We start from the raw sequence: 21,403 nt of genomic DNA on the forward strand, positions 1-21,403 counted from the left end.
GTGCAGAAGAGCAGACGTAACTTCAAGCGGTTCCCCTGGACGTACCGAGCAGATGTTATCTTGGGCCGTCAGGGGGGCTTCGGATGCGCATGTTGATATGGGCGCCGTCAGTACTTCTGCCGCTGATGCTGAGCTTGGGATGTGCACATTCACCAAGTCCAGCTCCGCATGCCTACGTGGTCGCGGAGTCCGCCGAAGGCGTAGGCTCGTCGCTTGCGATAGGAGGGGCGGGTACAAGGGATTGTCAGGCGGAACATGAAGCCTGCTTCCGAGAGTGCTGGCTGAAAAGCCGGCCTCCGTACCCGCACAAGCATGACGAGTGGTATTACAAGCGCTGCACGGCGGACTGCGGCAAGGCGTACAACGACTGCGTGGATGAGGTGGGCGAGCAGACATCCAGCGCGCAACGCCTGGAGTTCGAAAATGTCCGGCAGGCCAGAGAATGGCTGCTGAAGCACAAGTCGGAAGTCGCGCTTGGCACGCTGGTCATTGTCGGCGGCACTGGCTTCATGCTGACCATTGGTGCGGCGGGCGCGTTGATCCTGGCCCCACTCGCTCTGTAGGAGGACCCATGGCCTATAACTCCAATTTCGACGTCGATGCCGTGATGGGCGTCCTTGGGACGATCGGGGAGCGGTTCCAGGATGGAACTCCCGAAGACGAAGCGCTGAGAATCGCCGCGGTGGCGCTGCTCTACGTCCGCGAGAAGGGGACGCTTGAGGACTACCGGGAGTACTTCCGGAAGTTCTTCATCCCCGCTGCGGAGTCCATTGTCGTGGCCCAGTCGTTCTCTACGGCGGAAGAAGCTGACGCGTGGCTCACGCAGGGGCTGGGTCAGGAGGGCGACCTGGTGCGTGTCGCAGGGAAGGGCTTTCGGGTCATTCTTCGCAGGACGGGCGGCGGGCTGATGTTTCTCCGCACGCCGCTCCCCGAGGAAATGGAGCCCTGAGTTGCAGGGACCCGGGCTGGATGCGCCCGGTCCCTGCTGGCCAAGCGAGCCGATACGACTCTCGGTGCCTACCGGCTGCTACTGGCCCACGAGCTCGTACGGTTTGAGAGACACCACCGCGTTGCCGCGTGCTCCGCTGTAATTGGTGTACGTGTGGTTCTTTTCCAGGGTGTAGAACGAATCGACATAGTCGTCGTCGTTGGTGAACCACTCACCCGGCATGCGATCCACCAGCCCGCTGCCCAGGGCCACCAGGGCGCCAATCTCCGGCTGGCCGATGGCGGTCAGGATCTGGCTCGCGACATTGAACAGGTAGCTCACCAGCTCCTGGTAGCTGGTGTTGTCGTCGTGCTCCATGAGGATGACGTTCGCCGCCGCCCAACGGTAACGCTCCCAGAAGATCAGGACCTGGTTCGGGGAGTAGGTCCTCCCCTCCGTGTCCAGATAGGGCATGTCGACGATGTCCAACTGCGGTGCGTCACGGCTGGGGTCGACACCATTGACGATGGCATAGACCTCCGCGTTACCGGAGATCCAGGGCTCCTCGTCGTCGTTCAGGTAGATGCGATCGAGGATCGTCACCGGCGTGCTGGTCGCCGCGGCGGCCGTGTCCAGGACGGGCAGGGGACGTTGCCCGAGGGCCACGAGGTGCTCGCGCATCAGCTTGATGCCGGCGGCCAGGTCTCTGCGCCCATCGATGTCCACCACCAACACCGGCTGCTCGGGCATGCGGTGCACGTCGAGGTGGTGCACGCGGCCCAGGCGATCGAAGGCCTCGATGAATCGCCACTGGGAGTCATTGCCATCCGGCTCGTACGCGTAGAGAGGTTCAACGCCTTGCTGCAATGCCGACAGCATGGACTCGCTCGCCAGACGAAGCTGCAGCAGGCTGTCGAGCTCACGATCGATGCCCTTGAGCCGACGGATGCTCAGGTCCGCTCGCTCCGCCACGCCCGTGACGGAGGACGGGGCCGACACGGTGCTCAGCCACTGCTTCAGATCCACCGCGAGCTGCTCGCCGCTCAATCGGGAAGCGAGAGCCTTTCGCATCACCGTGTCCTGCTTCGCCAGGGTCAGCGCCACCTCGCGCTTGTCGGCGGCCAGCGACACGCTGATGCGCTCGCGCAGCGCCGCTGGCTTCATGGCGGCGGCTCGAGCTTGGGGGACTACGTTCACGCAAATGAACAGCGCGATGACCATCCCTATCCGCTTCATTGGATTCTCCGGTGGGTGAGAGAGGGTGCTGGGCCAGCAGCCGCAGGTGCACGGCAACGCTGACCTGCCATTATTCATCATGGCCTGTATTCATGGATATAGAAGAAAAAGCAGGATTGCGTGAGTCGCTCCCGGTGAGGCCGCCTCTCGTTGCAGGGACCCGGGCCGGATGCGCCCGGTCCCTGCGGCTGGCTCACTTCATCAACGCGACATCGAAGCGAAGCCGTCCACGAACCCGATCGTCGGGGTGTACTGCTCCAGGTGCTCGCGGACCGGGCCGGGCAGGTCGGAATCCAGGGCGCTGGCCGAGTCCTGGACCGTCAACGGCTGACTCGCGACGACCGTCAAGGTGAAAGCACCCTGGTTGTTGTTCTCGTTGGTCTCCGCGACGTCATCGTCCACCCGTGCAGAAGCATCCGCCCGAGCGACTTGTAGGCTATCCTGTCTGATTTCCTTGAAGACAGCCCTCCAAGTCGCTCATACGCTCCCATGATCGTCGTGCCGGCGCGTTCCCTTCATATCCATCCCCTCGCGTGCCGCTTGCGCACAGCGGACTTGCGAGAACTTCAAGCGACAACTGCCGAGGCTCCGACGGCAGTTCTGGAACGCCTCCTGCGTCAATCTGCGCCCTGCCTCACGCTTCTTGGACAGGCGGGGGACGTGGTTGGGATGTTTGGCGCTGTCCCAAGCCACTCTCACTCTGGCGAAACGTGGCTCCTCGGGACGAACGAGTTCATGACGAACCCGGCGTCAATCGTGCGACTCACCTTTGAGTGGGTCCCAAAGCTCCACCAGAAATACCATTGCCTCTGGTGCAACGTGGACAGCAGAAACGTTGCGCATATCCGTTGGTTGCGCTGGGCAGGCTTTGCTCAAACGGCGACGCTTGAGTCTCATGGCGTCGAAGGACGGCGCTTCTATTGTTTTGCACGGTTTGCGTACACAGCCATTGGCCGGCGGTGAGGGGGCCGTCAGGGATGGCTATCCGCTGCCGCACAGCCATCGTCTGGCGGATGAGCGAGTTTTTCTTCAATCACCTGCAGGGGCGGCGCAGCGCCCTGGCGAATTCCGGCGAACTCTGCCCGGAGCCTGACACTCGCCCCCTCAGCAGCCCAGCCATCAACATCGCCGGGAGCGAAGACAAAGAATTCAAACGCCGTGGGTGACACCCAGTGGCCATGACCATGGTGGTGAGGCTTGGGCAATTCCCCCGAGTAACGCAGCGTTGCGAAGGGGGGGCGGCGGCCTGCCAGGTAGTCTTGCAGGGCCCCCAATTCGACAATGTGATAGCCCACCGAGCGCCCCAGAAAAAGCGCGACATGGCGACAGTCCGGAGAGAAAATGTTGCAGCTCCAGTCGGACGGGAACAACAGTTCTTCAGGCTTGAACTCCAGTTCCTCACCGCTCGGGAACTGAAAGCGCAGCGTGTGAAACCCGAATACAGGCGAAAACTCCTTTGGGACCGGCTCACCGAACCAGCGGGCAACGACACCCGTCGAACTCCCCGCCAATGAACAACGCAGCGTCGTAAGCGGGATGTCTGCTGGCGCTTCAACGACCGCAGGACCGGCATCGGTGGGCACGCCAACCCTGCTTCGTGCAACGTCGCCAGTGGATACTTGCTCTCGGGTGCAACCCCCTTTGGACCCGCAGGCCACAAGGAAAACCAAGGTGAGCAGCACATATGTGCGCATGGGGTTCAAATCCTCCAGGCCTTTTCGACATCCGCCCGTGGCGCGACGATAGCGCCGCTTCCCCATCGACCCAAGCCGCCCCATGATTCGAGACGCGTGCCTTCCATGACCCGTTCGCTCGTGCTCGGTTTGTCCCAGTGGACCTCGTACACGATCCCCGAAATGATGAGGCACATATGATATGCGTATTCCGACCATGCCGATCACTGAGTCCGTGACGGCCGCCAACGTCCACGACACGCACGAACTCTTCCTCCTCGTCGACTCCGTGCCCGCAGTGAGGATGCCCTCGGGCCAGCGGCGCCTGCTGCCTGGGAATCTGCATGGTGACAAGGCCTACGCCTCCAGGAAGAATCGGCGCGGGCTCCGCTTGCGTGGCATCGTCGATCGCATCGCGCGTCCCGGCGGTGAGTCCAAGGAGCGGCTCGGACGCTATCGCTGGGCCGTGGAGCGCATGCTGGCCTGGAAGAACCAGCTGCGCCGACTTCGAGTTCGCGACGAACGCAGGGACGACGTCCACTTCGGCCTTCTCGTCTGTGGCTGCCGCGTCATGCTCCTGCGTCGCCTCTGTCCTGACGTTTGTTAGAGACTGTCACTCGATGAGATCACCTGGGGTTGCCGACGCAGTGACTCGGACGCCATCAAAGTTGTCATCGAAATGCTGAAGAAGCATTTCTACAAAACGACCGTGGTAGATTGCGTAAAGCCCTACTGAGACATGCGTATCCTTCCTGCCAATCATGTTGAGCGTTAGTCGATCGGTGCTCGAACGAGCGCTGAACCAAGCCTGACGCTTATATGGCCCTTCCAAATAAGTAAAATCGCCATCTCCATCATATTCCCAGTTCGCAACCAGACCATCATCAATCGCGTTGCGGATCGCCCTTAAGAGTTCCCTGGGCATCTTGGCTTGGACAACGATAGCCATTCTAGTCGCCCTCGCCTGGGGTGAGCTTCATGTTCCTGTCGGAATCCGGTGATTTTGATTCGGAAACGCCCGAAAGTTTCTCTTCGCCACGACGCACTTTCGGCTGCTCTGTGCCCAAAGCCTTTGCAGCAGTAATCTTCACGTCCCGATCAGGAGAAGTCGCAGCCTCATGTGCCCTCAATTCCTCTTTTACGGGATCCGCTACCGGTTTGCCTAGAATCTCGCCAGCAAGAAAAATGAACGACTCAATGCGGAGCGTAAAGAAGTTCTGGCCGACGACGGTGCGATACTCCGCTATCAACTCTGGGCGTGCTCCACGTAGCTTCTTTGTAGCCGGATCTTTCTCCCACCAATCATCCTTGCTGTCGTCGATCACTAGAATAGTAGGGCACTCCTTCTTCTTGGCATGCTCAAGAATCTGGCTCCATCCAAAGTAGTCGCCGTACGCGAGAAGACCCTGCGCTTCTTTCGCTTGGTCGCGCCAGCCAGGAGGAATGTTTAGGCTAAACCTGAATTTTGCATCCTCAACCATTCTTCTGTAGTCAGCCATGGTTGGAGCATCGCCAGCCCTCGTGTCTATTAATTCCGAGAGTTGCTCAAGCCATGGGTCAACATTGGCCATGCTCTCCAGCGCCTTAAGATGCTCTTTTAATTCCTTCTCGGCAGCGTCATAAAAATTCTTGAGCGGATTGGCTAGATGCGTGCGCAGGAAATGGTCGGCGCTAATGTCGTTGTCGTACTGCGCGACAGGCTTCCGAAATTCCGAAAAAGCCTTGCTAATTGACTTATATCGATTGACTTGCTTGTGAATTACGCTCCGCCGATTTCGCAGAAACTCTTGCGCGAACTGGTGAGGCATCCATAGTTGCTTTTCGAGCCTTTTTAGGAAGTCTAAAAGGGTCAGTCGTGTCGTCTCTGAAAATGTGTATGTGTCCAGTAATGCACTGGCGTCGAATACAATGAGTGCTTGTGTCCAAAGAAGATTGTCTTTCGCGTCGCGTGCGAAGTATTCTGGAAATGCCTTCTTCATGCTCATGCCATGTGGAGAGGTCGGGTTAAAGTTCAGGCTGGAATGCAGTTTTTCTCACATGCCGAATGCTGCTTCAAGAGTTCACGATGGGTAGAAGGGTAGTGCTACTTGGTCGCTTCGGGCGCCCTCTGAGAGAGTCATCCCGGTGAATCGCTGGGTTTCCGAGGGGAGTGACCGAGCGGTATTAGATTGCATCATGAAAGATGATGCCCGTGGTGTGCCTCATGCCGGAGCGCACGCGGCTGACGCCGTGCCGCAGGTTGACGCGGTAGGTGCCCCGTGTGCCCTGGACCGGGCGATGATGCACCGCGAAGACGACCGCGTCTCCCTGACGCAGGGGGACGACCTCCGCCCGTGACTGCATGCGCGGCCGCTGCTCCGTCAGCACGAACTCTCCGCCCGTGAAGTCCCGTCCGGGCTCGGAGAGGAGGATGGCCACCTGGAGCGGGAAGACGTGCTCGCCATACAGGTCCTGGTGCAGGCAGTTGTAGTCGTCCTCGCCGTAGCGCAGGATCAGGGGAGTGGGCCGCACCTGACCTGCTTCATGGCAACGCGCGAGGAAGTCCGCGTGCACGTCTGGATACCGCACGTCGATTCCCATGGCCGTGTTCCAGCGGTTTGCGATGGGCGCCAGACACGGGTACAGCGCAGTGCGCAGCTCCGTCACGACCTCCGGCAGCGGGTGGTCGAAGTATTTGTATTCACCCCGGCCAAACCCGTGCCGCGCCATCACCACTCGACTGCGAAAGGCATCGTCCACGTCGTAGAGCAGCGCCAAGGCTTCGCACTCGTCAGGCGTGAGCAGTTGCTCCAGCACCGCGCACCCACGGGCATCCAGCTCCCGGCCCGCTCCCTCCCAATCCACCGCGCGAACCCGCCCCCTCACCGCTGCGCCTCTCGCTCCAGCAGCGCGCGCTTGCGCTCCACGCCCCACCGGTATCCCGACAGCGCGCCGTCATTCCGCACCACCCGGTGACACGGAATCACCACGGCCAGCGCGTTCGCGCCACAGGCCTGCGCCACCGCCCGCACGGACTTCGGTGAACCAATCCGCTCCGCGATGTCCATGTAGCTCGCCGTCTTCCCCGCCGGGATCTCCCGCAGTGCCTGCCACACGCGCTGCTGGAACGCCGTGCCTCGCACGTCCAGCGGCAGGTCCAATCCCACGCGCGGCGCCTCCACGAAGCCCACGACCTTCGCCACCAGTTGCTCGAACTTCGCGTCCCCGCCCACCAGCGTCGCCTGGGGGAAGCGGTCCTGGAGGTCCTTCGCCAGCGCGTCCGGATCATCCCCCATCAGGATGGCGCACACGCCCCGGTCGCTCGTGGCCACCAGGATGGGGCCCAGCGTGCACTCCGCGATGGCGAAGTGGATCTCCGTGTTCGCGCCCCCGGCGCGGAAGTTCGTTGGTGTCATGCCCAGAACCTGGCTGGAGGTTTCGTAGAAGCGACCGCTCGAATTGAATCCGGCGTCGTAGATGGCCTCGGTGACGGAGCCGCGCTTCGTCAGCCCCGTGCGGATCCGCTCCGCCCGCTGCGCCGCCGCGTAGCCCTTCGGCGTCAGCCCCGTGACGGCCTTGAACACCCGGTGCAGGTGATACGGCGACAGCCCCGCGCGCTCCGCCAGCTGCTCCAGGCTCGGCATCTCTTCAGAGGCCTGGATGAAGCGGCACAGCTCGGCCACCCGGTCCGCGTGCTTCACGGCGAGCGACGGCTCCCCCGGCTTGCACCGCTTGCACGCCCGGTACCCCGCCTGCTCCGCCGCCCCCACCGTCAGGTGGAAACCCACGTTCTCCGGCCGCGGCGTCCTCGCGCCACAGGACGGACGGCAGTACACACCTGTCGTCCGCACGGAATAGAAGAAGCGCCCATCCGCCGCCGCATCCCGAGCGACGACCGCCGCCCAGCGCGGGTCGCCCACCGTCGCCGCCGCGAGGGCCTCCGTCTTCGTCGCCATGCTCCGCCTCCTTTCGATGACCACGAGGCGAAACCTAACTCCCGGCTCCCAGGCCAGCACTCCGCGCCTTGCGGTCGAATTCGGACCGTCATGGAACGGGGCGTCATGGCGTGACGCTGTCCAATCGCGCCAGGAGTGAACCGTCAGCCGCGTCCACGCAATGCGTACCAGCACGCCCGCGTACGACGTGACAGGATGCCGCACCCTTTCCTCCTTCCCATGAGCAAGCCATGTCCCACCTGCGTCTGATGTGGAAACGCTCCCGTCTGCTCTGGCCCACGCTGGCCGCATGCGCCTCGGCCTCCGCCTGGGCGGCCCCTGCGTCCATCGCGGTCCCCAACGCCGGCTTCGAAACCGCCGCTACCTCCGGCCTTCCCCAGGGCTGGACGGCGTCGGGCCAGGGCAAGGTGTCCGCCCGCACCGACGCGAAGTCGGAGGGCAGCCGCAGCCTCGTCATCGAAAGCCCCCAGGGCGGCGCGGAGACCACCGTCGCCTCCGAGCCCGTGAAGCTCCAGGTGGGCCGCCTCTACCGGCTCTCCGCCTGGGTGCGCACCCAGGGCGTGCAGGCGGACGCGCAGGCCCGCTACCCCACGGCGCTGGGCGCGTGTCTGTCCATGCAGAGCTTCCCCTTCACCAACTGCTCTCCTCCGCAGGGCGCGGACCAGAGCGGCCGGGTGCAGGTGCTGTTCTTCGCCACCACGTCCAATGACCGCGTGCGCGCGCACCTGGGCCACAACGGCAAGGCCACCGGCACCGCGTGGTTCGACGACGTGAAGCTGGAGCCGGTGGACGACATCACCCAGTACATCCCCATGGAGAGCGTGCGGTGGGCCGGCAAGGGCTTCCGCTACGACGACGGCGGCTGGGTGTACGTGCACATCGAGGGCGAGCCCTACGAGCGCGGCCGTCAGTACGGCGAGCTCGTGTCGCAGGAGATCGTCCGCTACATCGAGAAGCTGGGCATCCAGAAGGACAAGGCGGACGCCGCGAAGGGCTGGGCGCAGGTGCGCCTGCTCGCGGACTCGCTGTTCCTGCGCCGCTTCGACCCCGAGTACCTGGAGGAGATGAAGGGCATCGCCGACGGCGCCAACGTGGGCGGCGCGAAGTTCAAGGGCCCGGATGGCAAGGAGCGCGACCTGGACGTGCTGGACGTCGTCGCCATCAACTCCGCCGTGGACCTGGGCCAGCTGGAGGACGCCAACCGCGTCACCGCGTCTCCGCTCTCCGGCCGCACCTTCCTCAAGGGCGAGGACGAGAACGGCCGGGCAGGGGAGGGTGACCACTGCTCGTCCTTCGTGGCCACCAAGTCCGCGACGAAGGATGGCCGCGTCGTCATGGGCCAGATCTTCATGTGGAACGGCTACACCGGCGTCCACTGGGACGTGATGCTGGACGTGCAGCCCACCAAGGGCCACCGCTTCGTGATGCAGACCTTCCCGGGCGGCATCCACAGCGGCTCCGACTGGATGCTCAACGACGCGGGCATCGTCATCGGTGAGACGACCGTGGGCCAGACGCCCTTCAACATCGACGGCACCCCGCAGAGCAACCGCATCCGCAAGGCCGTGCAGTACGCCAACTCCATCGACGACGTGGAGCGCATCCTCAAGGACCGCAACAACGGCCTCTACACCAACGACTGGACGCTCGCGGATACCAAGACGGACGAAGGCGCGTGCCTGCTCCTGGGCACCGCGAAGACGCGGCTGTGGCGCACCGGCAGCAAGGGCAAGGCCTCTGACACGCCTGGAAACCTCAAGGACTTCATCTGGGCCAACAACAACAACCGCGACCCGGAGGTCCGCAAGGAGTCCGTGCCCAACGCGAGCAACGCCCCGGTGGACCTGGCCTTCAACACCTGGAACCGCGACATCGCCTTCCAGGAGGCCTACGCCAAGTACGGCAAGGGCGGCTTCGACGTGGACAGCGCCACGCGCATGATGGCGTCCAGCCCCATCAACCGTCCGCACGCGTGCGACGGGAAGATCACCACCTCGGAGATGACCGAGAAGCTGATGTTCCTGGCCCACTACGGCAAGACGACGCTGCGAGAGAAGATGGTCGGCAGCCGCTGGATTCCCGACCTGCCCGGCGCCACGCCGCACCTGTCCCTGGGCTACACCGCCTTCAGCCCCATCTACGTCGCGGACCAACTGAAGGCCGCCAAGGCGAAGCAGAAGCCGGAGCCCAAGGCGGACAAGCCCAAGCGCGACTTCGCTCGCGTGAAGGACGCGCTGTCCTTCGACGAGAAGAAGCTCTGGGCCAACACGGTGTTCCCCGCGACGGATGCGGACAACTGGTTCGGCAGCGGCTCCGCCGCGTACTGGACCCAGCTGAGGGACCTGCCGGAGGGGGATGACCTCTCCAAGGCCTTCGACGCCCAGCGCGACGCGCTCGCGGACCTCAACGCCCGCTACCTGTACGTCACGGCCCGCGAGGGCGACGTGGTGCCCACCGCCGCTCGCACGGACTATGGCCGTTATGGCCAGTACGCGGTGCCTCGCATCAAGGGCACGTACCTGCTGCACCAGCTGCGGCTGACCCTGGGCAACGCGAAGTTCGCCAAGGTGATGGGCGCGGTGCACTCGAAGTTCGCGAACAAGAAGCTCACCACCCAGGACTTCATCCGCACCGCGTCCGAGGCCGCGGGCCAGGACGTGGGGCCCTGGGTGAAGCAGTGGGTGGAGCGCGGGGGCCTGCCCGCGCCGCGCCTCACCTCCCGCGCCCAGAAGGCGAAGGAGGGCTACGAGGTGACGCTGAAGGTGGACCAGTCCGGCACGCCCTGGCGCTTCGCCACGCTGGTGGAAGTGCAGACGGAGAAGGGCGCCGTGCTGGAGCGCGTGGAGGTGAAGGGCGCCAGCGACACCTTCACCGTGAAGGTCCCGGACCGGCCGGTGCGCGTGGTGTTCAACGTGGGCAACGACATCCCCGTGGCCCGCGAGCGCTACCAGACCCTGGCCAACACGCTGGATGACTGGGACAAGCTCCTCTTCGTGTACGGCTCCGCGCGCCAGGTGGAGTCCATGCGCACGCTGGCGACGAACTATCGCGAGCAGCTGGCGGATGCGTCCCCGGAGCGCCTGGCCCCGCTCAAGCCGGACGCGGAGGTGACGGACGCGGAGCTGGCGGACCGCGACCTCGTTGTCTTCGGTGGCCTGGAGGACAACGGGCTCATGGCGCGCCTGGCGGCGGAGAAGAAGCTGCCGGTGGAGCTGGGCCGGCGCTACTTCCGCTGGCAGGGCAAGACGTACGGCCGCGCGGATGACGGCCTGGCCCTGGCGCTGCCCAACCCCTGGAACCCGAAGCGCACGCTGTACCTCTTCGTCGCCAACAGCGGCCTGGAGCTGTGGCACATGACGCGCTCCTTCCAGCGCGGCCTCCAGAGCTGGGCCCTGTTCCGCGCGGGCGAGGTCAGCGGCAAGGGCTTCCACGCCACCGAGGGCTTCACCCAGGAGCTGTCCGTGGACCTGCCCGCGCCCAAGCTGGGCATGCTCACCCCCTGAGCCACCGTCGCTGAAAATCCAGCAGCGCCCAGGAAGGGCCGGCGGAGCGCACTCCCGCCGGCCCTTCTTGCGTTCGCCTGCTGTCTCCCTCTGGAAACCCGGTCGATTTGACTCCGGCGCGGAGAGGGTTAAATCTCCATTCATAAAATGAATCGAGATTCAAAATCTGAGGCGCCCGTCAAAAAGCTGCGCTCTCGTCTGAAGGAGGCCACCGCTGACGCCATCCTGGCGGCGGCCGCGGCGGTGTTCGCTCGCGACGGCCTGCACGCGGCGAAGATGGAGTCCATCGCCGAGCAGGCAGGCGTGTCGGTGGGGACGCTCTACAACCACTTCACCGACCGCGCGGCCCTGCTGGACGCGCTGCGCGCGAAGCGGCGGCAGTTGATGCTGGACCGGCTGGACGCGGCCCTGGCCCCCGTGGCCGAGCGGCCCGCGCGCGAACAGCTGCGCGCCTTCGTGACGGCGCTGTTCGCCCACGCGGCGGAGCGCGACGCGTTCGTGCGGGTGCTGGTGCAGCTGCCGGAGGACCCGGCGCGCAAGAGCCGCATCCTGGCGGAGCTCAGCAAGCGCGTGGGGGGCATCATCGACCGGGGCATCCAGGCCGGTGAGGTCCGCGCGGAGGGCCGCGCGTTCTACCCGACCCTCCTGATGGGAATGGTGCGCGGCACATTGGACCGCCTGCGCGAGGACGACGCCGCGAACCCTCCGGCAGCCGCCTGGGCGGAGGAGATCCTCCGCGTCTTCTTGAAGGGCATCGAGGTCGACTGAAATGGCGACAGCCGTCGCAACACCGGAGGTCCTGGCGCAAGTCGCGCCCAAGGCCCCCGTCAACAAGTGGCTCGTCACGCTGTCGGTGACGTTCGGCACGCTGATGGGCGCCATCGACTCGTCCATCGTGAACGTGGCGCTGCCGCAGATCCGCGGCGCTGTCGGCGCCACGGTGCAGGAGATCACCTGGGCCACCACCGGCTTCGTCATCGCCACGGTGATGGTGATGCCGCTCACGGGCTTCCTGGGCCGCATGTTCGGCCAGAAGCGCGTGTACCTGGCGTGCCTGGTGCTCTTCGTCGCGGGCTCGTTCCTGTGCGGGCTCGCGTGGAACCTGCCCACGCTGGTCCTCTTCCGCTTCCTGCAAGGGTTGGGTGCCGGCGCGTTGCAACCCACCGAACAGGCCATCCTCCGCCAGACGTTCCCGCCCAAGGAGCAGGGCACCGCGATGGCCATCTTCGGCATGGCCGTGATGGTGGGCCCGGCCATTGGCCCCACGCTGGGCGGCTACATCGTGGACAACTGGCACTGGTCCTGGATCTTCTTCATCAACGTGCCGGTGGGCATCCTGGGCTTCTTCATGGTGGCCCGCTTCGTCCAGGAGGACGAACAGCTTCGCGCCACCGCGCGCCAGGAGGCCGAGAAGCAGCGCAAGCACATGGACTGGTCTGGCATCACGCTGCTCTGCATGGGCTTGGCCTCGCTCCAGTACTTCCTGGAGGAGGGACAGGCGGATGACTGGTTCGAGTCCCCCGTCATCGTCATCTGCGCGCTGCTCTCCGCCACGTGCCTCATCGCCTTCGTCATCCGCGAGCTGACCGCGGAGGCGCCCGCGGTGAACCTGCGCCTCTTCAAGGACCCGGTGTTCGCGTCCGGCACGCTCCTGGGCGCGCTGGTGTTCGCGGTGCTCATGGCCAGCATGTTCCTCTTGCCGGTGTTCATGCAGGAGCTGTTGGGCTTCACCGCGACGCAGTCCGGCTTCTCGCTGATGCCGCGCACGCTGGTGATGATGTTGATGATGCCCATCGTCGGGCGGCTGTACGGCAAGGTGCCGGCGCGGGTGCTGGTGGGCGTGGGCATCGTGTTCGCGGGCTTTGGCGCGTACGAGATGAGCCACTTCTCGCTCGCGACGGGCTCCAACAACATCATCGCGGCCATCGCGTTGCAGGGCGTGGGCTTCAGCCTGATGTTCGTGCCGCTCAGCGCCACGGCGCTCGGCAGCATCCCGCGTGAGCGGATGGCGGACGCGACGGGCCTCAACTCCCTCTTGCGCCAGATTGGCGGGTCCGTGGGCCTGGCCATCTTCACCACGCTGCTGTCGCGCTACACCGTGCTGTCCAAGGCCTCCATCGCGGCGCACCTGAACCCGGAGCGGTGGGAGGTGGCCAGCCGCATGGCCGCCACCCAGAAGGGGCTCATGCAGCACGGCCTGGACGCCGCGGGCGCCAGCATGGCCAGCCTCCAGCTGATGGTGGGCAACGTGTCGCGGCAGGCCATGGTGCTCGCGTTCGACAAGCTCTTCGTATTGGCGGCGCTGATGTTCGTGGTGGTGCTGCCGCTCATCTACTTCCTCAAGGACCCCCCGAGCCTCGGCGGGTCCCACGAGAAACCCCACATCGACGTGGAGATTTAAGACATGGCGACGACAACGACAGCTCCCCAACTCGTCCCCGAAGCGGCGCCCGCGCCCGCCTCCGCGGCGCAGGCGAAGCGCGGCAAGCGGGGCTTCCTCATCCTCGGTGGTGTCGTGGGGGCCATCGTGCTGGCCATTGGCGGCTTCAAGATCGTCACGGCCGGACAGGAGACCACCGACGACGCGCAGGTGGAGGCGGACGTGGTGCCCCTGGCCGCGCGCGTGTCCGGCCCCGTGGTGAAGGTGGCCGTGCTGGACAACGCCACCGTGCAGCAGGGCGACGTGCTCCTTCAAATCGACCCGCGTCCCTACGAGGCGCGCGTGAAGCAGGCGGAAGCCGAGCTGGAGTCCGCGCGCGCCCAGGCCGCCGCTGCGGACGCGCAGGCCACGGTGGCGGAGGCTGGCGCGAAGGGTGGCCTCTCCAGCGCGAAGGCGCTCGTGTCCACGAGCACGTCCGCGGTGAGCGGCGCCCAGGCGCAGGTGGCGGCGGCCCGCGCGGCGCTGACTCGCGCGGAGGCCCAGGCCCGCAAGGCCACGCTGGACCTGGAGCGCACCCAGAGCCTGCGTCAGCAGAACGTGGTGGCGCAGAGCGCGCTGGATGACGCGCAGACGGCCAACGAGACGGCGCAGGCCGCGCTCGAAGGTGCTCGCGCGCAGCTCTCCCTGGCGGAGGAGGGCCGGCGCACCGCGGAGAGCAAGGTTGCGGAGGCCAGGGGCCAGCTCGACGTGAGCGCTCCCATCGACGAGAAGATCGCCGCCGCCCAGGCCAACGCGTCGCTGGCGCACGCGCGGGTGAAGGGCGCGGAGGCCGCGCTCGACCAGGCGAAGCTCCAACTGGAGGACACGCGCATCGTCGCCCCGGCGGACGGCCAGGTGTCCAAGCTGTCAGTGCACGCGGGCCAGCTGCTAACCCCCGGCCAGGCCGTGGCGGAGCTGGTGCCCACGACGACCTACGTGGTGGCGAACTTCAAGGAGACGCAGGTGGGCCACATGCAGCCCGGTCAGCGCGTGGAGGTGGAACTGGACGCCTTCTCCGGTGAGAAGCTGGAGGGCAGGGTGGAGAGCCTGTCCGGCGGCACCGGCTCCCGCTTCTCCCTGCTGCCGCCCGACAACGCGTCCGGCAACTTCGTGAAGGTGGTGCAGCGCGTGCCCGTGCGCATCTCCTGGGTGCACCCGCCGCAAGGCCTGGCCCTGCGCGCCGGCCTCTCCGCCGACGTGACGGTGCACACGAAGTAGCCCCCCATCCCGAAGCCCCACACCCCGGCGCCGCGCCCCGCACAGGGACGCGGCGCTTCTTTTTTGACCCGAAGGGGGGCTGACACGTCAGGGGCAATGATTGACGCGTCACGGGCCACGTCCGGCACGGCGGAAGATGGCCTCTGTCTGTAAAAGCTCGTGGTTCCTGGAATTCCGGAGGTTGCCCGGCTGGGAGTGTGTCTTGCATCAGCTCCTCCTCCACCGCGAGGAGCAAAGGCATGAGCACGACCTACAAGATTCACCCGGCCATCGGCGTGGCCCGCGTCGGAGACAGCGAGGACTATTACCTGGGCCCCGAGGAGGCAGGAGGACTGCCGCTGGAGGTGGGGGGCGGCAGCGTGACCCGGTTTCGCGACGCCAGCATGGCGGTGCGCAGACAGGCGGCGCGCTTTCAAATCCACGCCTATGACTCGCCCGGCTCGAACGGGCGCAGGGTCCAGCCGGGTGAAGGCGGAATCAAAGACATCCGCTGGACGGTCCACCTGGCCAACAAGAAGTCCGCCTGGTACGAGTTCCGGCAGCAACAGGGCGCGGACGGCACCTACGCCGTCGACCACCCGCTGCGCAATCCGCGCACCGTGGGGGCTGATCGCAACGCGCTCATCCTCGATGCGGGGCCGCGCACCGTCGCCTGCCGGGGCAACGCGGGCTGCCCCACCACCGTGGAGTGTGAGCTGCTCGCGGCGTCGGCCCGCCCTTCGCGGCTCCTCCCCGAAGGCAGCGACATCACCACCCTGGGGAAGCTCGTCACGGATGCCCGGGGCTACCTCCACGCGGTGGGCGGCTACGGCAGGTCCGGCGTGTCGGTCCGCTACGACATCACGAGTGGACTGCTGGAGAGCTGGGCGCGGCACCACACGCTGGAAGGCGTCAAATGCCTGCACGATAAGGCGCAGGACATCCTCGTCGCGCTGAAGGCCATCGCGGACATCGGCTACGACACCCAGGAGGCGTTCGACGCCGCCGTGGACTCCGTCCTCATGGACCCCAACCTGGGGCTCTCGACCGAGCAGAAGGCCGCCGCGAAGGGGTTCATCGACATGAACGCCTACCCCCAGCCCCGGCTGGACACGTACGCCAACAACACCTTCTGGTGGGATGACATCTCCGACGGGCCCGTCACCGCGACGCTGATCATGGATGACGACTCGGAGCACGCGGTGGAGTTCCCCGCGTGGGTGGTGGTGGGGCCCCCCGGGTACGCGCCGCAGATCCTCAACGTCATCACGCTCTACGACACGCTCTTCGACACCTTCGTCACCCAGCGGGGGCTCGTCCCCGGGCTCTACCAGAACGGGCAGTTCCAGCAGGACTACGCGCCCAACTTCCAGGCGGACCTCCTTCCCATCCTGAGCCGCCCCGCCGCCTATCAGTGGGTCGCTGACGTGGGCCCGCAGGGCAATGGCAGACACGACGCCATCCAGGGCGGCAACCTGGGCCCCCGCTTCCTTCAGCGAATCCGGAACCCCGAGGACGTCAACGCGCCGACGCCGGACCTCATGCCGAAGATGGCGGGCGACAACCCCATCTCCGACGTCATCCCCCGGAAGTTCCTGAGCCTCACGCGGACCCAGTACTTCCTCCTCCAGCAATACAGCGCGGGCAAGGTCGACCACTCGCCCCCCGCGTCCCCCGCGTCGGAGGGAGCGCGGTTGGACCGCGCCGTGCTGGAGAACTGCGTGGGCGGCGCGTTCTGCCCGGGCATCGAGATGACGTGGATTGCCCGGGATGCGAACTTCTTCCAGGAGGACCCGGCCGCGGGCTTCCGCTTCAAGCACCGCGACAGGCCCAACGGCCAGCCGCTCCAGTGGAGCATCAATCCGCACGACGGGCTGGGCCTGGAGCCGGGGGATGCCAGCAAGTACATGGCGCTGCCCTGGCAGGCCGACTTCAACGAGTGCTCCAACCAGACCGTCCAGGGGACGTCGCTCTGGTGGTGGCCCGCCCAGCGGCCCTACTTCGTGAGCTACCTGGGAGACGACCAGCAATGGCACCAGGACTACTGGACGCGTCCGACGGACATCAACTTCGACACGGACGAGGACATGGTCTTCCACTGGAAGGAGCTGGGCTTCGTCCTCAAGCGGTCGGATGCCCCCGCCTCCCTGCAGGGCCCTGAGGCCGCGCCAGGAAATCCGCCCGCGCCCACGTTCATCGAGGTGGAGCGGACGTACGCGCCCGCCACGGGCCAAGAGGAACCGGCCCTCGCCAAGGTGGCCAACTCGTGAGCGAGGACTCCTGCGACGTGGCCGTCATCGGCGGCGGCCCCGCGGGCGCGGCCATGGCCGTGGCCTTGAGGAGGAAGGCGCCGTCGCTCTCCGTCACCCTGGTCGAACGAACCACCTACGACGCCCCCCGGCTGGGAGAGACCCTGCCACCGGACGTCCGCCTGGCGCTGTCACGGTTGGGGGTCTGGGATGGCTTCCTGCGCGACGGACACCTCGCCTCCCGAGGCACGTCGTCATGCTGGGGCCGGGCGGAGCCGGGCTTCCATGACACGATGATGTCCCCCTGGGGCTCCGCCTGGCATCTGGACCGGGCGCGCTTCGACGAACGGCTGAGCCTCGAAGCCTTCCGGCAAGGCGCCCGGGTGCAGCGAGCGACGACCCTGGTGGATTCGGAGTCCCTGGGGCGCAACGGCTACCGGCTCCGCCTGGCCCATGAGGCAGCAGACCCCAGCACGCTGCGGGCACGCTTCGTCGTGGACGCCACGGGAGGCAAGGCCACCTTCGCCTCGGCACGCGGCGCGCGGCGGCTCGTGAGCGACCGCTGCTTCGCCGTGTATGGCGCCTTCCAGCTTCCGGGCGACGCGGCCTTCCCCACCCACGCGCTGGTGGAGGCCTGCCCGGAGGGCTGGTGGTACTCGGCGCTGCTGCCGAGGGGGCGGGTCGTGGTCGCGCTCGTCGGCGATGGCGACTCCTTGCGCGGCTTGCGGTGGGCCACGCCCGCTTCCTGGATGAACCTGCTGAGGCAGGCGCCGGCGACCCGGGCGCGGCTGGACGTCTGTGATTTCGCCGGCGAGGCGCTCGTCGCGGTGCCCGTGCTCGTCGGACAGTTGGACCGGCCGCGGGGAGAACAGTGGCTCGCCGTGGGCGACGCGGCCTGCACCTATGATCCGCTGTCCTCCCAGGGCATCACCAAGGCGTTGGACTCCGCGCTCCTGGCCGCCGACGCGCTGGAGCGCTGCCTGCGCGGCGACGCGGACGCGCTCCAGGACTACGAGTCCACGCTGAACACGCGGTTCCAGGACCATCAACGCACCCGCGCGGCCTACTACCGCCAGGAACAGCGGTGGCCCCAGGCCCCCTTCTGGAAGAACCGGTGGGAGGCCTTGCCCGCTCCCGCCGCGCCCCCAGCGCAGCTTCTCCGCCCCCATTCCACCGAGGTGAACCCATGAAGACGAGGTATCAGCGTCATGTGATTGTCGCGGCGGGCGCCGTGCTCGCCATCGCGGCCGCGGTGGTCGTGCGGAGCTGGGAGCCGAAGCCCGCGGTCCTGGCCACGAGCGGCAGCGGAGGGGATGGCCTCGTTCCTCCGCCCTATCCCGTGTTCCCGCGAGGCAACGCCCTGCTCACGCCCCTCGCCGAGTCCAGCGACGAGGCCCAGGCCTTCCTGAAGTTCTACTCGACGCAGCTGGGCGTTCAGCTGCCCAGGATCCAGCGCGGCGACCTGGTCAAGCTGCCGCCCCGGAACCTGGACATCGCGCACAACGGGCTGAACCTCGGCAGCCAGGAGTTCAACTCCTCCCTGGTGTGCCAGTCCTGCCATGACTCGGATTGGAAGGCCCAGAAGAGCGACCTGCCGGAGATGGCGTTCTGGCAGCAGCCCACGGTCAACAGCCTCTGGCCGAGCGGCGGGGACCCCATGAACCTGACCGCCAACTGGTCCCCGTTCGGAGACTGGAGCGCCTCCATCAAGGCGCTGGCGGGCAGGGACCCTGTCTTCCTCGCCCAGGTGGAGACGACCCGTTCGCTGTCTCCGCACCAGCCCTATCAGGTGGACCAGCTCTGTCTGCGATGCCATTCCCCCCTGGCGGAGCGCCAGGCCCTGGCCAACAACGCCCCGTTCGACCACTTCACCCTCTACGCGACGCCAGAGGGAGCCCCCTACAAGAACCCGTTCCCCTCGACCCCCGAGGCGGGTTCGCAATACGCGACCTACGGCGCGCTGGCCCGGGACGGACTCTCCTGCGCCGTCTGTCATTCCATGGCACCGAAGGAGGGCCAGCCCTGGAATGGCACTGACTACAGCTTCTTCTATGGCTCCGACGGAGACCTCTTCGGCGCCACCGTGTCGGACCGGCTGGTCAGCGCGGAGGAGAAGAAGACGCAAACGCCGCCGTCCTTCCCCTTCACCTCGTCCATGAACCTGCACCCTGGCGCCATCCTCGGGCCTGACTTCGGCCTCAACGCGAAGCCCATGGCCGCGGCGGGGGTGAGCCTGGAGACCGCGGCGCACGTGGACGGACACAGCTACCTGCGCGACTCCATGGTCTGCGGCGCCTGCCACGTCGTCATCCTCCCCAAGGTCCCCACCAATTACAGGCCTGGCATGCGCATCTCCGAAGCGAGCGAAGGCTACGAGCGCCCCGCGAGCTGCGACGCCAGTCAGACGACCTTCGACGCCAACGGCAACTTCACGAAGGACCCTTGTGTCGCGCTCGCCTATGAGCAGACCACCTACTTCGAGTGGCTCAACAGCGGCTACCCCGACTCCAAGACGACGTGCCAGGGCTGCCACATGCCGCTCACCTCGCCGTCATCCCCCCACGACAACCGCGTGTACGTGGCGCAGTACAATGACGACCTGGACCCGTTCTACCAGGGCAGCCCGCCCCCGGTGGCGCGCGAGTACAACCGGCACACGCTGCTGGGCATCAACCTGTTCGTCCACGAGATGTTCCAGCAGTTCCCGGACGTGCTCGGGCTGGACTTCTACCTGTCGCCGGACTCACGCGTCCCGCCCTACCTCCAATCCCCAGACATCCTGAACCGCACGCCCAACCTCGTCCCCAACCCGGGCGCCGAGGATGGCAACACGAAGGGCTGGAGCGAGCAGAGCGCCATCGCCGCCGTGCAGAAGCTCCCGGGCGAACAGGGCCGCTCCATCCACCCGAGCCACGGCCGCTACTTCTTCCAGCTCAAGGAGGGCAGCGCGACGCTGAGCATCGACCTCAGCCGCTACCAGGACGCCCTCCAGAAGGGCGGTGGCAAGACGACCCTCCTCTGGGGCGCCACCGCCTGGTGCGACCAGCTCTCGTGCGGCGAACTCGTCGTGCGCACCTTCAACGCGCAGGGAGCCCTGGCGTCCACGACCCCTCCGCTCGCGGTCGACCCGGGACAGTCGAGGTGGCAGGCGCGTCAGGCGACCATGGCCCTGGGCGCGGACATCCGGCGGCTGGAGCTGGGCTTCACCGGCCGGAGTGGCGAAGTGCTTCTCCTGGATGACCTCTTCATCGCCCTACGCTTCCCGGATGGCACCATCGCACCGCTGACGGATGCCAGACGCAACTACGTGGTCGCGCAGAACCTGCTCAACGCCGAGCAGTCCATCCTGGACCTCGCGTACAGCACGGCCCAGGGCTCCTACAATCCGCGGCTCCCCGCCGTGCAGGTCTCCCTGGGGAATATGTCCACGGACAGCGGCATGCTGAGCGTCCCCGTCACCCTCAGCAACAACGCGGGTCACAAGTTCCCCAGCGGCGCGGGCTTCCGCCGGGCCTTCATCCAGTTCGAGGTCCTGGACGCATCCGGCAAGGCGCTCTGGGCGTCGGGACAACCCAACGCGCAAGGCGCCATCTGCAATGGCCCCTGCAATGCCAGTGGCGACAACATCCTCACCAGCGAGTTCTCGTCCGACCCCGGCAAGCTCCAGCCGCACTACCAGACCCTCCAGCGGCAGGATCAGGTCCAAATCTACGAGACCCGCGTCATGGACGACGTCAAGAAGGTCACCAGCCTGGAGCTCCAGCAGTTCAAGGACCTGAAGGACAACCGGATCCTCCCCGCGGGCTGGAAGCCGCCGAGCCTGCGCAAGGGCGGCGAGCTTCAGCTGGGCCTGGACCTCTACCAACTGGCGCAGATCACCATGCCCCTGAGCGAGGTTCAGGGAACCCAACCTGGCATTGAGAGTGATCCGGACTACCCCAACGACAGCCATCCCCAGGAGGCCGAGGGCGAAGACACGCTGGTGTACCAGGTTCCCTTGTCTGAGATTCCTTCGTGGGCCTCCATCCGGGTCCGGCTGAACTACCAGAGCATTCCTCCGGGCTATCTCGGCGCGCGGTTCAAGGACGCGCTCCAGGGAAACCAGCAGCCGGGGCCCGCCATGAGCCGACTCATCTACATGAGCAGCCACCTCAACACGAAGACGTCCATGCAGAGCCAGACCTACGGCGCAATCCAGCCCACGGAGGTCATGAACAACTGGTCCATGGTCCTGGGTGAGGCCCGCGTAACGAAGCGCTGAAG

At 66.2% G+C, this 21,403-nt stretch carries 17 protein-coding genes; 10 read left to right on the top strand and 7 right to left on the bottom strand.

Annotated features, from left to right (window positions below; all coding sequences use genetic code 11):
• Positions 1-83 precede the first annotated feature (83 nt).
• The gene (locus D7Y21_RS42820; RefSeq protein WP_233612184.1) at positions 84-563 is read left to right on the top strand and encodes a hypothetical protein; all 480 of its coding nucleotides are present in this window, start codon (positions 84-86) and stop codon (positions 561-563) included.
• An 8-nt stretch (positions 564-571) separates the two neighbouring features.
• Positions 572-949 carry a hypothetical protein gene (locus tag D7Y21_RS18655; protein WP_233612185.1) on the top strand — a complete coding sequence of 126 codons (378 nt, stop codon included), beginning with the start codon at positions 572-574 and terminating at the stop codon, positions 947-949.
• Positions 950-1,027: 78 nt separating this feature from the next.
• On the opposite strand, the gene D7Y21_RS18660 is transcribed toward D7Y21_RS18655, so the two are convergent.
• The 3 genes from D7Y21_RS18660 to D7Y21_RS41485 all read right to left on the bottom strand — a co-directional run bounded on the left by D7Y21_RS18660 (position 1,028) and on the right by D7Y21_RS41485 (position 3,747).
• Positions 1,028-2,149 (bottom strand): DUF3103 domain-containing protein, encoded by a 1,122-nt coding sequence (locus D7Y21_RS18660; protein WP_233612187.1) that lies wholly within the window; start codon positions 2,147-2,149, stop codon positions 1,028-1,030.
• Between the two features lie 216 nt (positions 2,150-2,365).
• A complete protein-coding gene (locus D7Y21_RS18665) occupies positions 2,366-2,566 on the bottom strand; it encodes a hypothetical protein (protein ID WP_120564241.1) in 201 nt (66 codons plus the stop codon).
• Positions 2,567-3,135: 569 nt separating this feature from the next.
• Positions 3,136-3,747, bottom strand: coding sequence for a hypothetical protein (locus D7Y21_RS41485; RefSeq protein ID WP_147469319.1), 612 nt, complete (start codon positions 3,745-3,747; stop codon positions 3,136-3,138).
• Positions 3,748-4,039: 292 nt separating this feature from the next.
• On the opposite strand from D7Y21_RS41485, the gene D7Y21_RS18670 reads away from it, so the two are divergent.
• On the top strand, positions 4,040-4,444 hold the full coding sequence (locus tag D7Y21_RS18670; RefSeq protein ID WP_121714780.1) for a transposase: 405 nt from the start codon (positions 4,040-4,042) through the stop codon (positions 4,442-4,444).
• Positions 4,445-4,450: 6 nt separating this feature from the next.
• On the opposite strand, the gene D7Y21_RS41490 is transcribed toward D7Y21_RS18670, so the two are convergent.
• From D7Y21_RS41490 to ada, 4 genes are all read right to left on the bottom strand, one after another.
• Positions 4,451-4,786, bottom strand: coding sequence for a hypothetical protein (locus D7Y21_RS41490; protein ID WP_147469320.1), 336 nt, complete (start codon positions 4,784-4,786; stop codon positions 4,451-4,453).
• 1 nt (position 4,787) lies between these two features.
• Positions 4,788-5,816 carry a PIN-like domain-containing protein gene (locus D7Y21_RS41495; protein ID WP_147469321.1) on the bottom strand — a complete coding sequence of 343 codons (1,029 nt, stop codon included), beginning with the start codon at positions 5,814-5,816 and terminating at the stop codon, positions 4,788-4,790.
• A 184-nt stretch (positions 5,817-6,000) separates the two neighbouring features.
• Complete coding sequence (locus tag D7Y21_RS18675) at positions 6,001-6,681, bottom strand: 2OG-Fe(II) oxygenase (protein WP_233612189.1); 681 nt, start codon at positions 6,679-6,681, stop codon at positions 6,001-6,003.
• A 17-nt stretch (positions 6,682-6,698) separates the two neighbouring features.
• Positions 6,699-7,772: a bifunctional DNA-binding transcriptional regulator/O6-methylguanine-DNA methyltransferase Ada gene (gene ada, locus D7Y21_RS18680; RefSeq protein WP_121714784.1), complete on the bottom strand. Its 1,074-nt coding sequence runs from the start codon at positions 7,770-7,772 to the stop codon at positions 6,699-6,701.
• 230 nt (positions 7,773-8,002) lie between these two features.
• On the opposite strand from ada, the gene D7Y21_RS18685 reads away from it, so the two are divergent.
• The 7 genes from D7Y21_RS18685 to D7Y21_RS18715 all read left to right on the top strand — a co-directional run bounded on the left by D7Y21_RS18685 (position 8,003) and on the right by D7Y21_RS18715 (position 21,401).
• A complete protein-coding gene (locus D7Y21_RS18685; protein ID WP_121714786.1) occupies positions 8,003-11,275 on the top strand; it encodes a C45 family autoproteolytic acyltransferase/hydolase in 3,273 nt (1,090 codons plus the stop codon).
• A 147-nt stretch (positions 11,276-11,422) separates the two neighbouring features.
• Positions 11,423-12,043 (top strand): TetR/AcrR family transcriptional regulator, encoded by a 621-nt coding sequence (locus tag D7Y21_RS18690; RefSeq protein WP_121714789.1) that lies wholly within the window; start codon positions 11,423-11,425, stop codon positions 12,041-12,043.
• Position 12,044: 1 nt separating this feature from the next.
• Positions 12,045-13,676 carry a DHA2 family efflux MFS transporter permease subunit gene (locus D7Y21_RS18695; RefSeq protein ID WP_120564248.1) on the top strand — a complete coding sequence of 544 codons (1,632 nt, stop codon included), beginning with the start codon at positions 12,045-12,047 and terminating at the stop codon, positions 13,674-13,676.
• A 3-nt stretch (positions 13,677-13,679) separates the two neighbouring features.
• Positions 13,680-14,912, top strand: coding sequence for an HlyD family secretion protein (locus tag D7Y21_RS18700; protein ID WP_121714791.1), 1,233 nt, complete (start codon positions 13,680-13,682; stop codon positions 14,910-14,912).
• 239 nt (positions 14,913-15,151) lie between these two features.
• Complete coding sequence (locus tag D7Y21_RS18705) at positions 15,152-17,161, top strand: LodA/GoxA family CTQ-dependent oxidase (RefSeq protein ID WP_121714793.1); 2,010 nt, start codon at positions 15,152-15,154, stop codon at positions 17,159-17,161.
• The gene (locus D7Y21_RS18710) at positions 17,158-18,330 is read left to right on the top strand and encodes a tryptophan 7-halogenase (RefSeq protein WP_120564251.1); all 1,173 of its coding nucleotides are present in this window, start codon (positions 17,158-17,160) and stop codon (positions 18,328-18,330) included. Before D7Y21_RS18705 ends, D7Y21_RS18710 begins: the two co-directional genes overlap by 4 nt.
• Positions 18,327-21,401, top strand: a complete 3,075-nt coding sequence (locus D7Y21_RS18715) for a hypothetical protein (protein WP_147469322.1) — start codon at positions 18,327-18,329, stop codon at positions 21,399-21,401. The genes D7Y21_RS18710 and D7Y21_RS18715 overlap by 4 nt, the downstream gene beginning before the upstream one ends.
• Positions 21,402-21,403: the final 2 nt, after the last annotated feature.

Source organism: Corallococcus sp. AB045 (assembly GCF_003668895.1).
Lineage (GTDB): Bacteria > Myxococcota > Myxococcia > Myxococcales > Myxococcaceae > Corallococcus > Corallococcus coralloides.

What these genes read in the sequence shown, in the direction of transcription:
- D7Y21_RS42820 (WP_233612184.1), top strand. Translation starts at nt 84, where the DNA reads ATGCGCATGTTGATATGGGCGCCGTCAGTACTTCTGCCGCTGATGCTG.
- D7Y21_RS18655 (WP_233612185.1), top strand. Translation starts at nt 572, where the DNA reads ATGGCCTATAACTCCAATTTCGACGTCGATGCCGTGATGGGCGTCCTT.
- D7Y21_RS18660 (WP_233612187.1), bottom strand. Translation starts at nt 2,149, where the DNA reads ATGGTCATCGCGCTGTTCATTTGCGTGAACGTAGTCCCCCAAGCTCGA.
- D7Y21_RS18670 (WP_121714780.1), top strand. Translation starts at nt 4,040, where the DNA reads ATGCGTATTCCGACCATGCCGATCACTGAGTCCGTGACGGCCGCCAAC.
- D7Y21_RS41490 (WP_147469320.1), bottom strand. Translation starts at nt 4,786, where the DNA reads ATGGCTATCGTTGTCCAAGCCAAGATGCCCAGGGAACTCTTAAGGGCG.
- D7Y21_RS41495 (WP_147469321.1), bottom strand. Translation starts at nt 5,816, where the DNA reads ATGAAGAAGGCATTTCCAGAATACTTCGCACGCGACGCGAAAGACAAT.
- ada (WP_121714784.1), bottom strand. Translation starts at nt 7,772, where the DNA reads ATGGCGACGAAGACGGAGGCCCTCGCGGCGGCGACGGTGGGCGACCCG.
- D7Y21_RS18685 (WP_121714786.1), top strand. Translation starts at nt 8,003, where the DNA reads ATGTCCCACCTGCGTCTGATGTGGAAACGCTCCCGTCTGCTCTGGCCC.
- D7Y21_RS18690 (WP_121714789.1), top strand. Translation starts at nt 11,423, where the DNA reads ATGAATCGAGATTCAAAATCTGAGGCGCCCGTCAAAAAGCTGCGCTCT.
- D7Y21_RS18695 (WP_120564248.1), top strand. Translation starts at nt 12,045, where the DNA reads ATGGCGACAGCCGTCGCAACACCGGAGGTCCTGGCGCAAGTCGCGCCC.
- D7Y21_RS18700 (WP_121714791.1), top strand. Translation starts at nt 13,680, where the DNA reads ATGGCGACGACAACGACAGCTCCCCAACTCGTCCCCGAAGCGGCGCCC.
- D7Y21_RS18705 (WP_121714793.1), top strand. Translation starts at nt 15,152, where the DNA reads ATGAGCACGACCTACAAGATTCACCCGGCCATCGGCGTGGCCCGCGTC.
- D7Y21_RS18715 (WP_147469322.1), top strand. Translation starts at nt 18,327, where the DNA reads ATGAAGACGAGGTATCAGCGTCATGTGATTGTCGCGGCGGGCGCCGTG.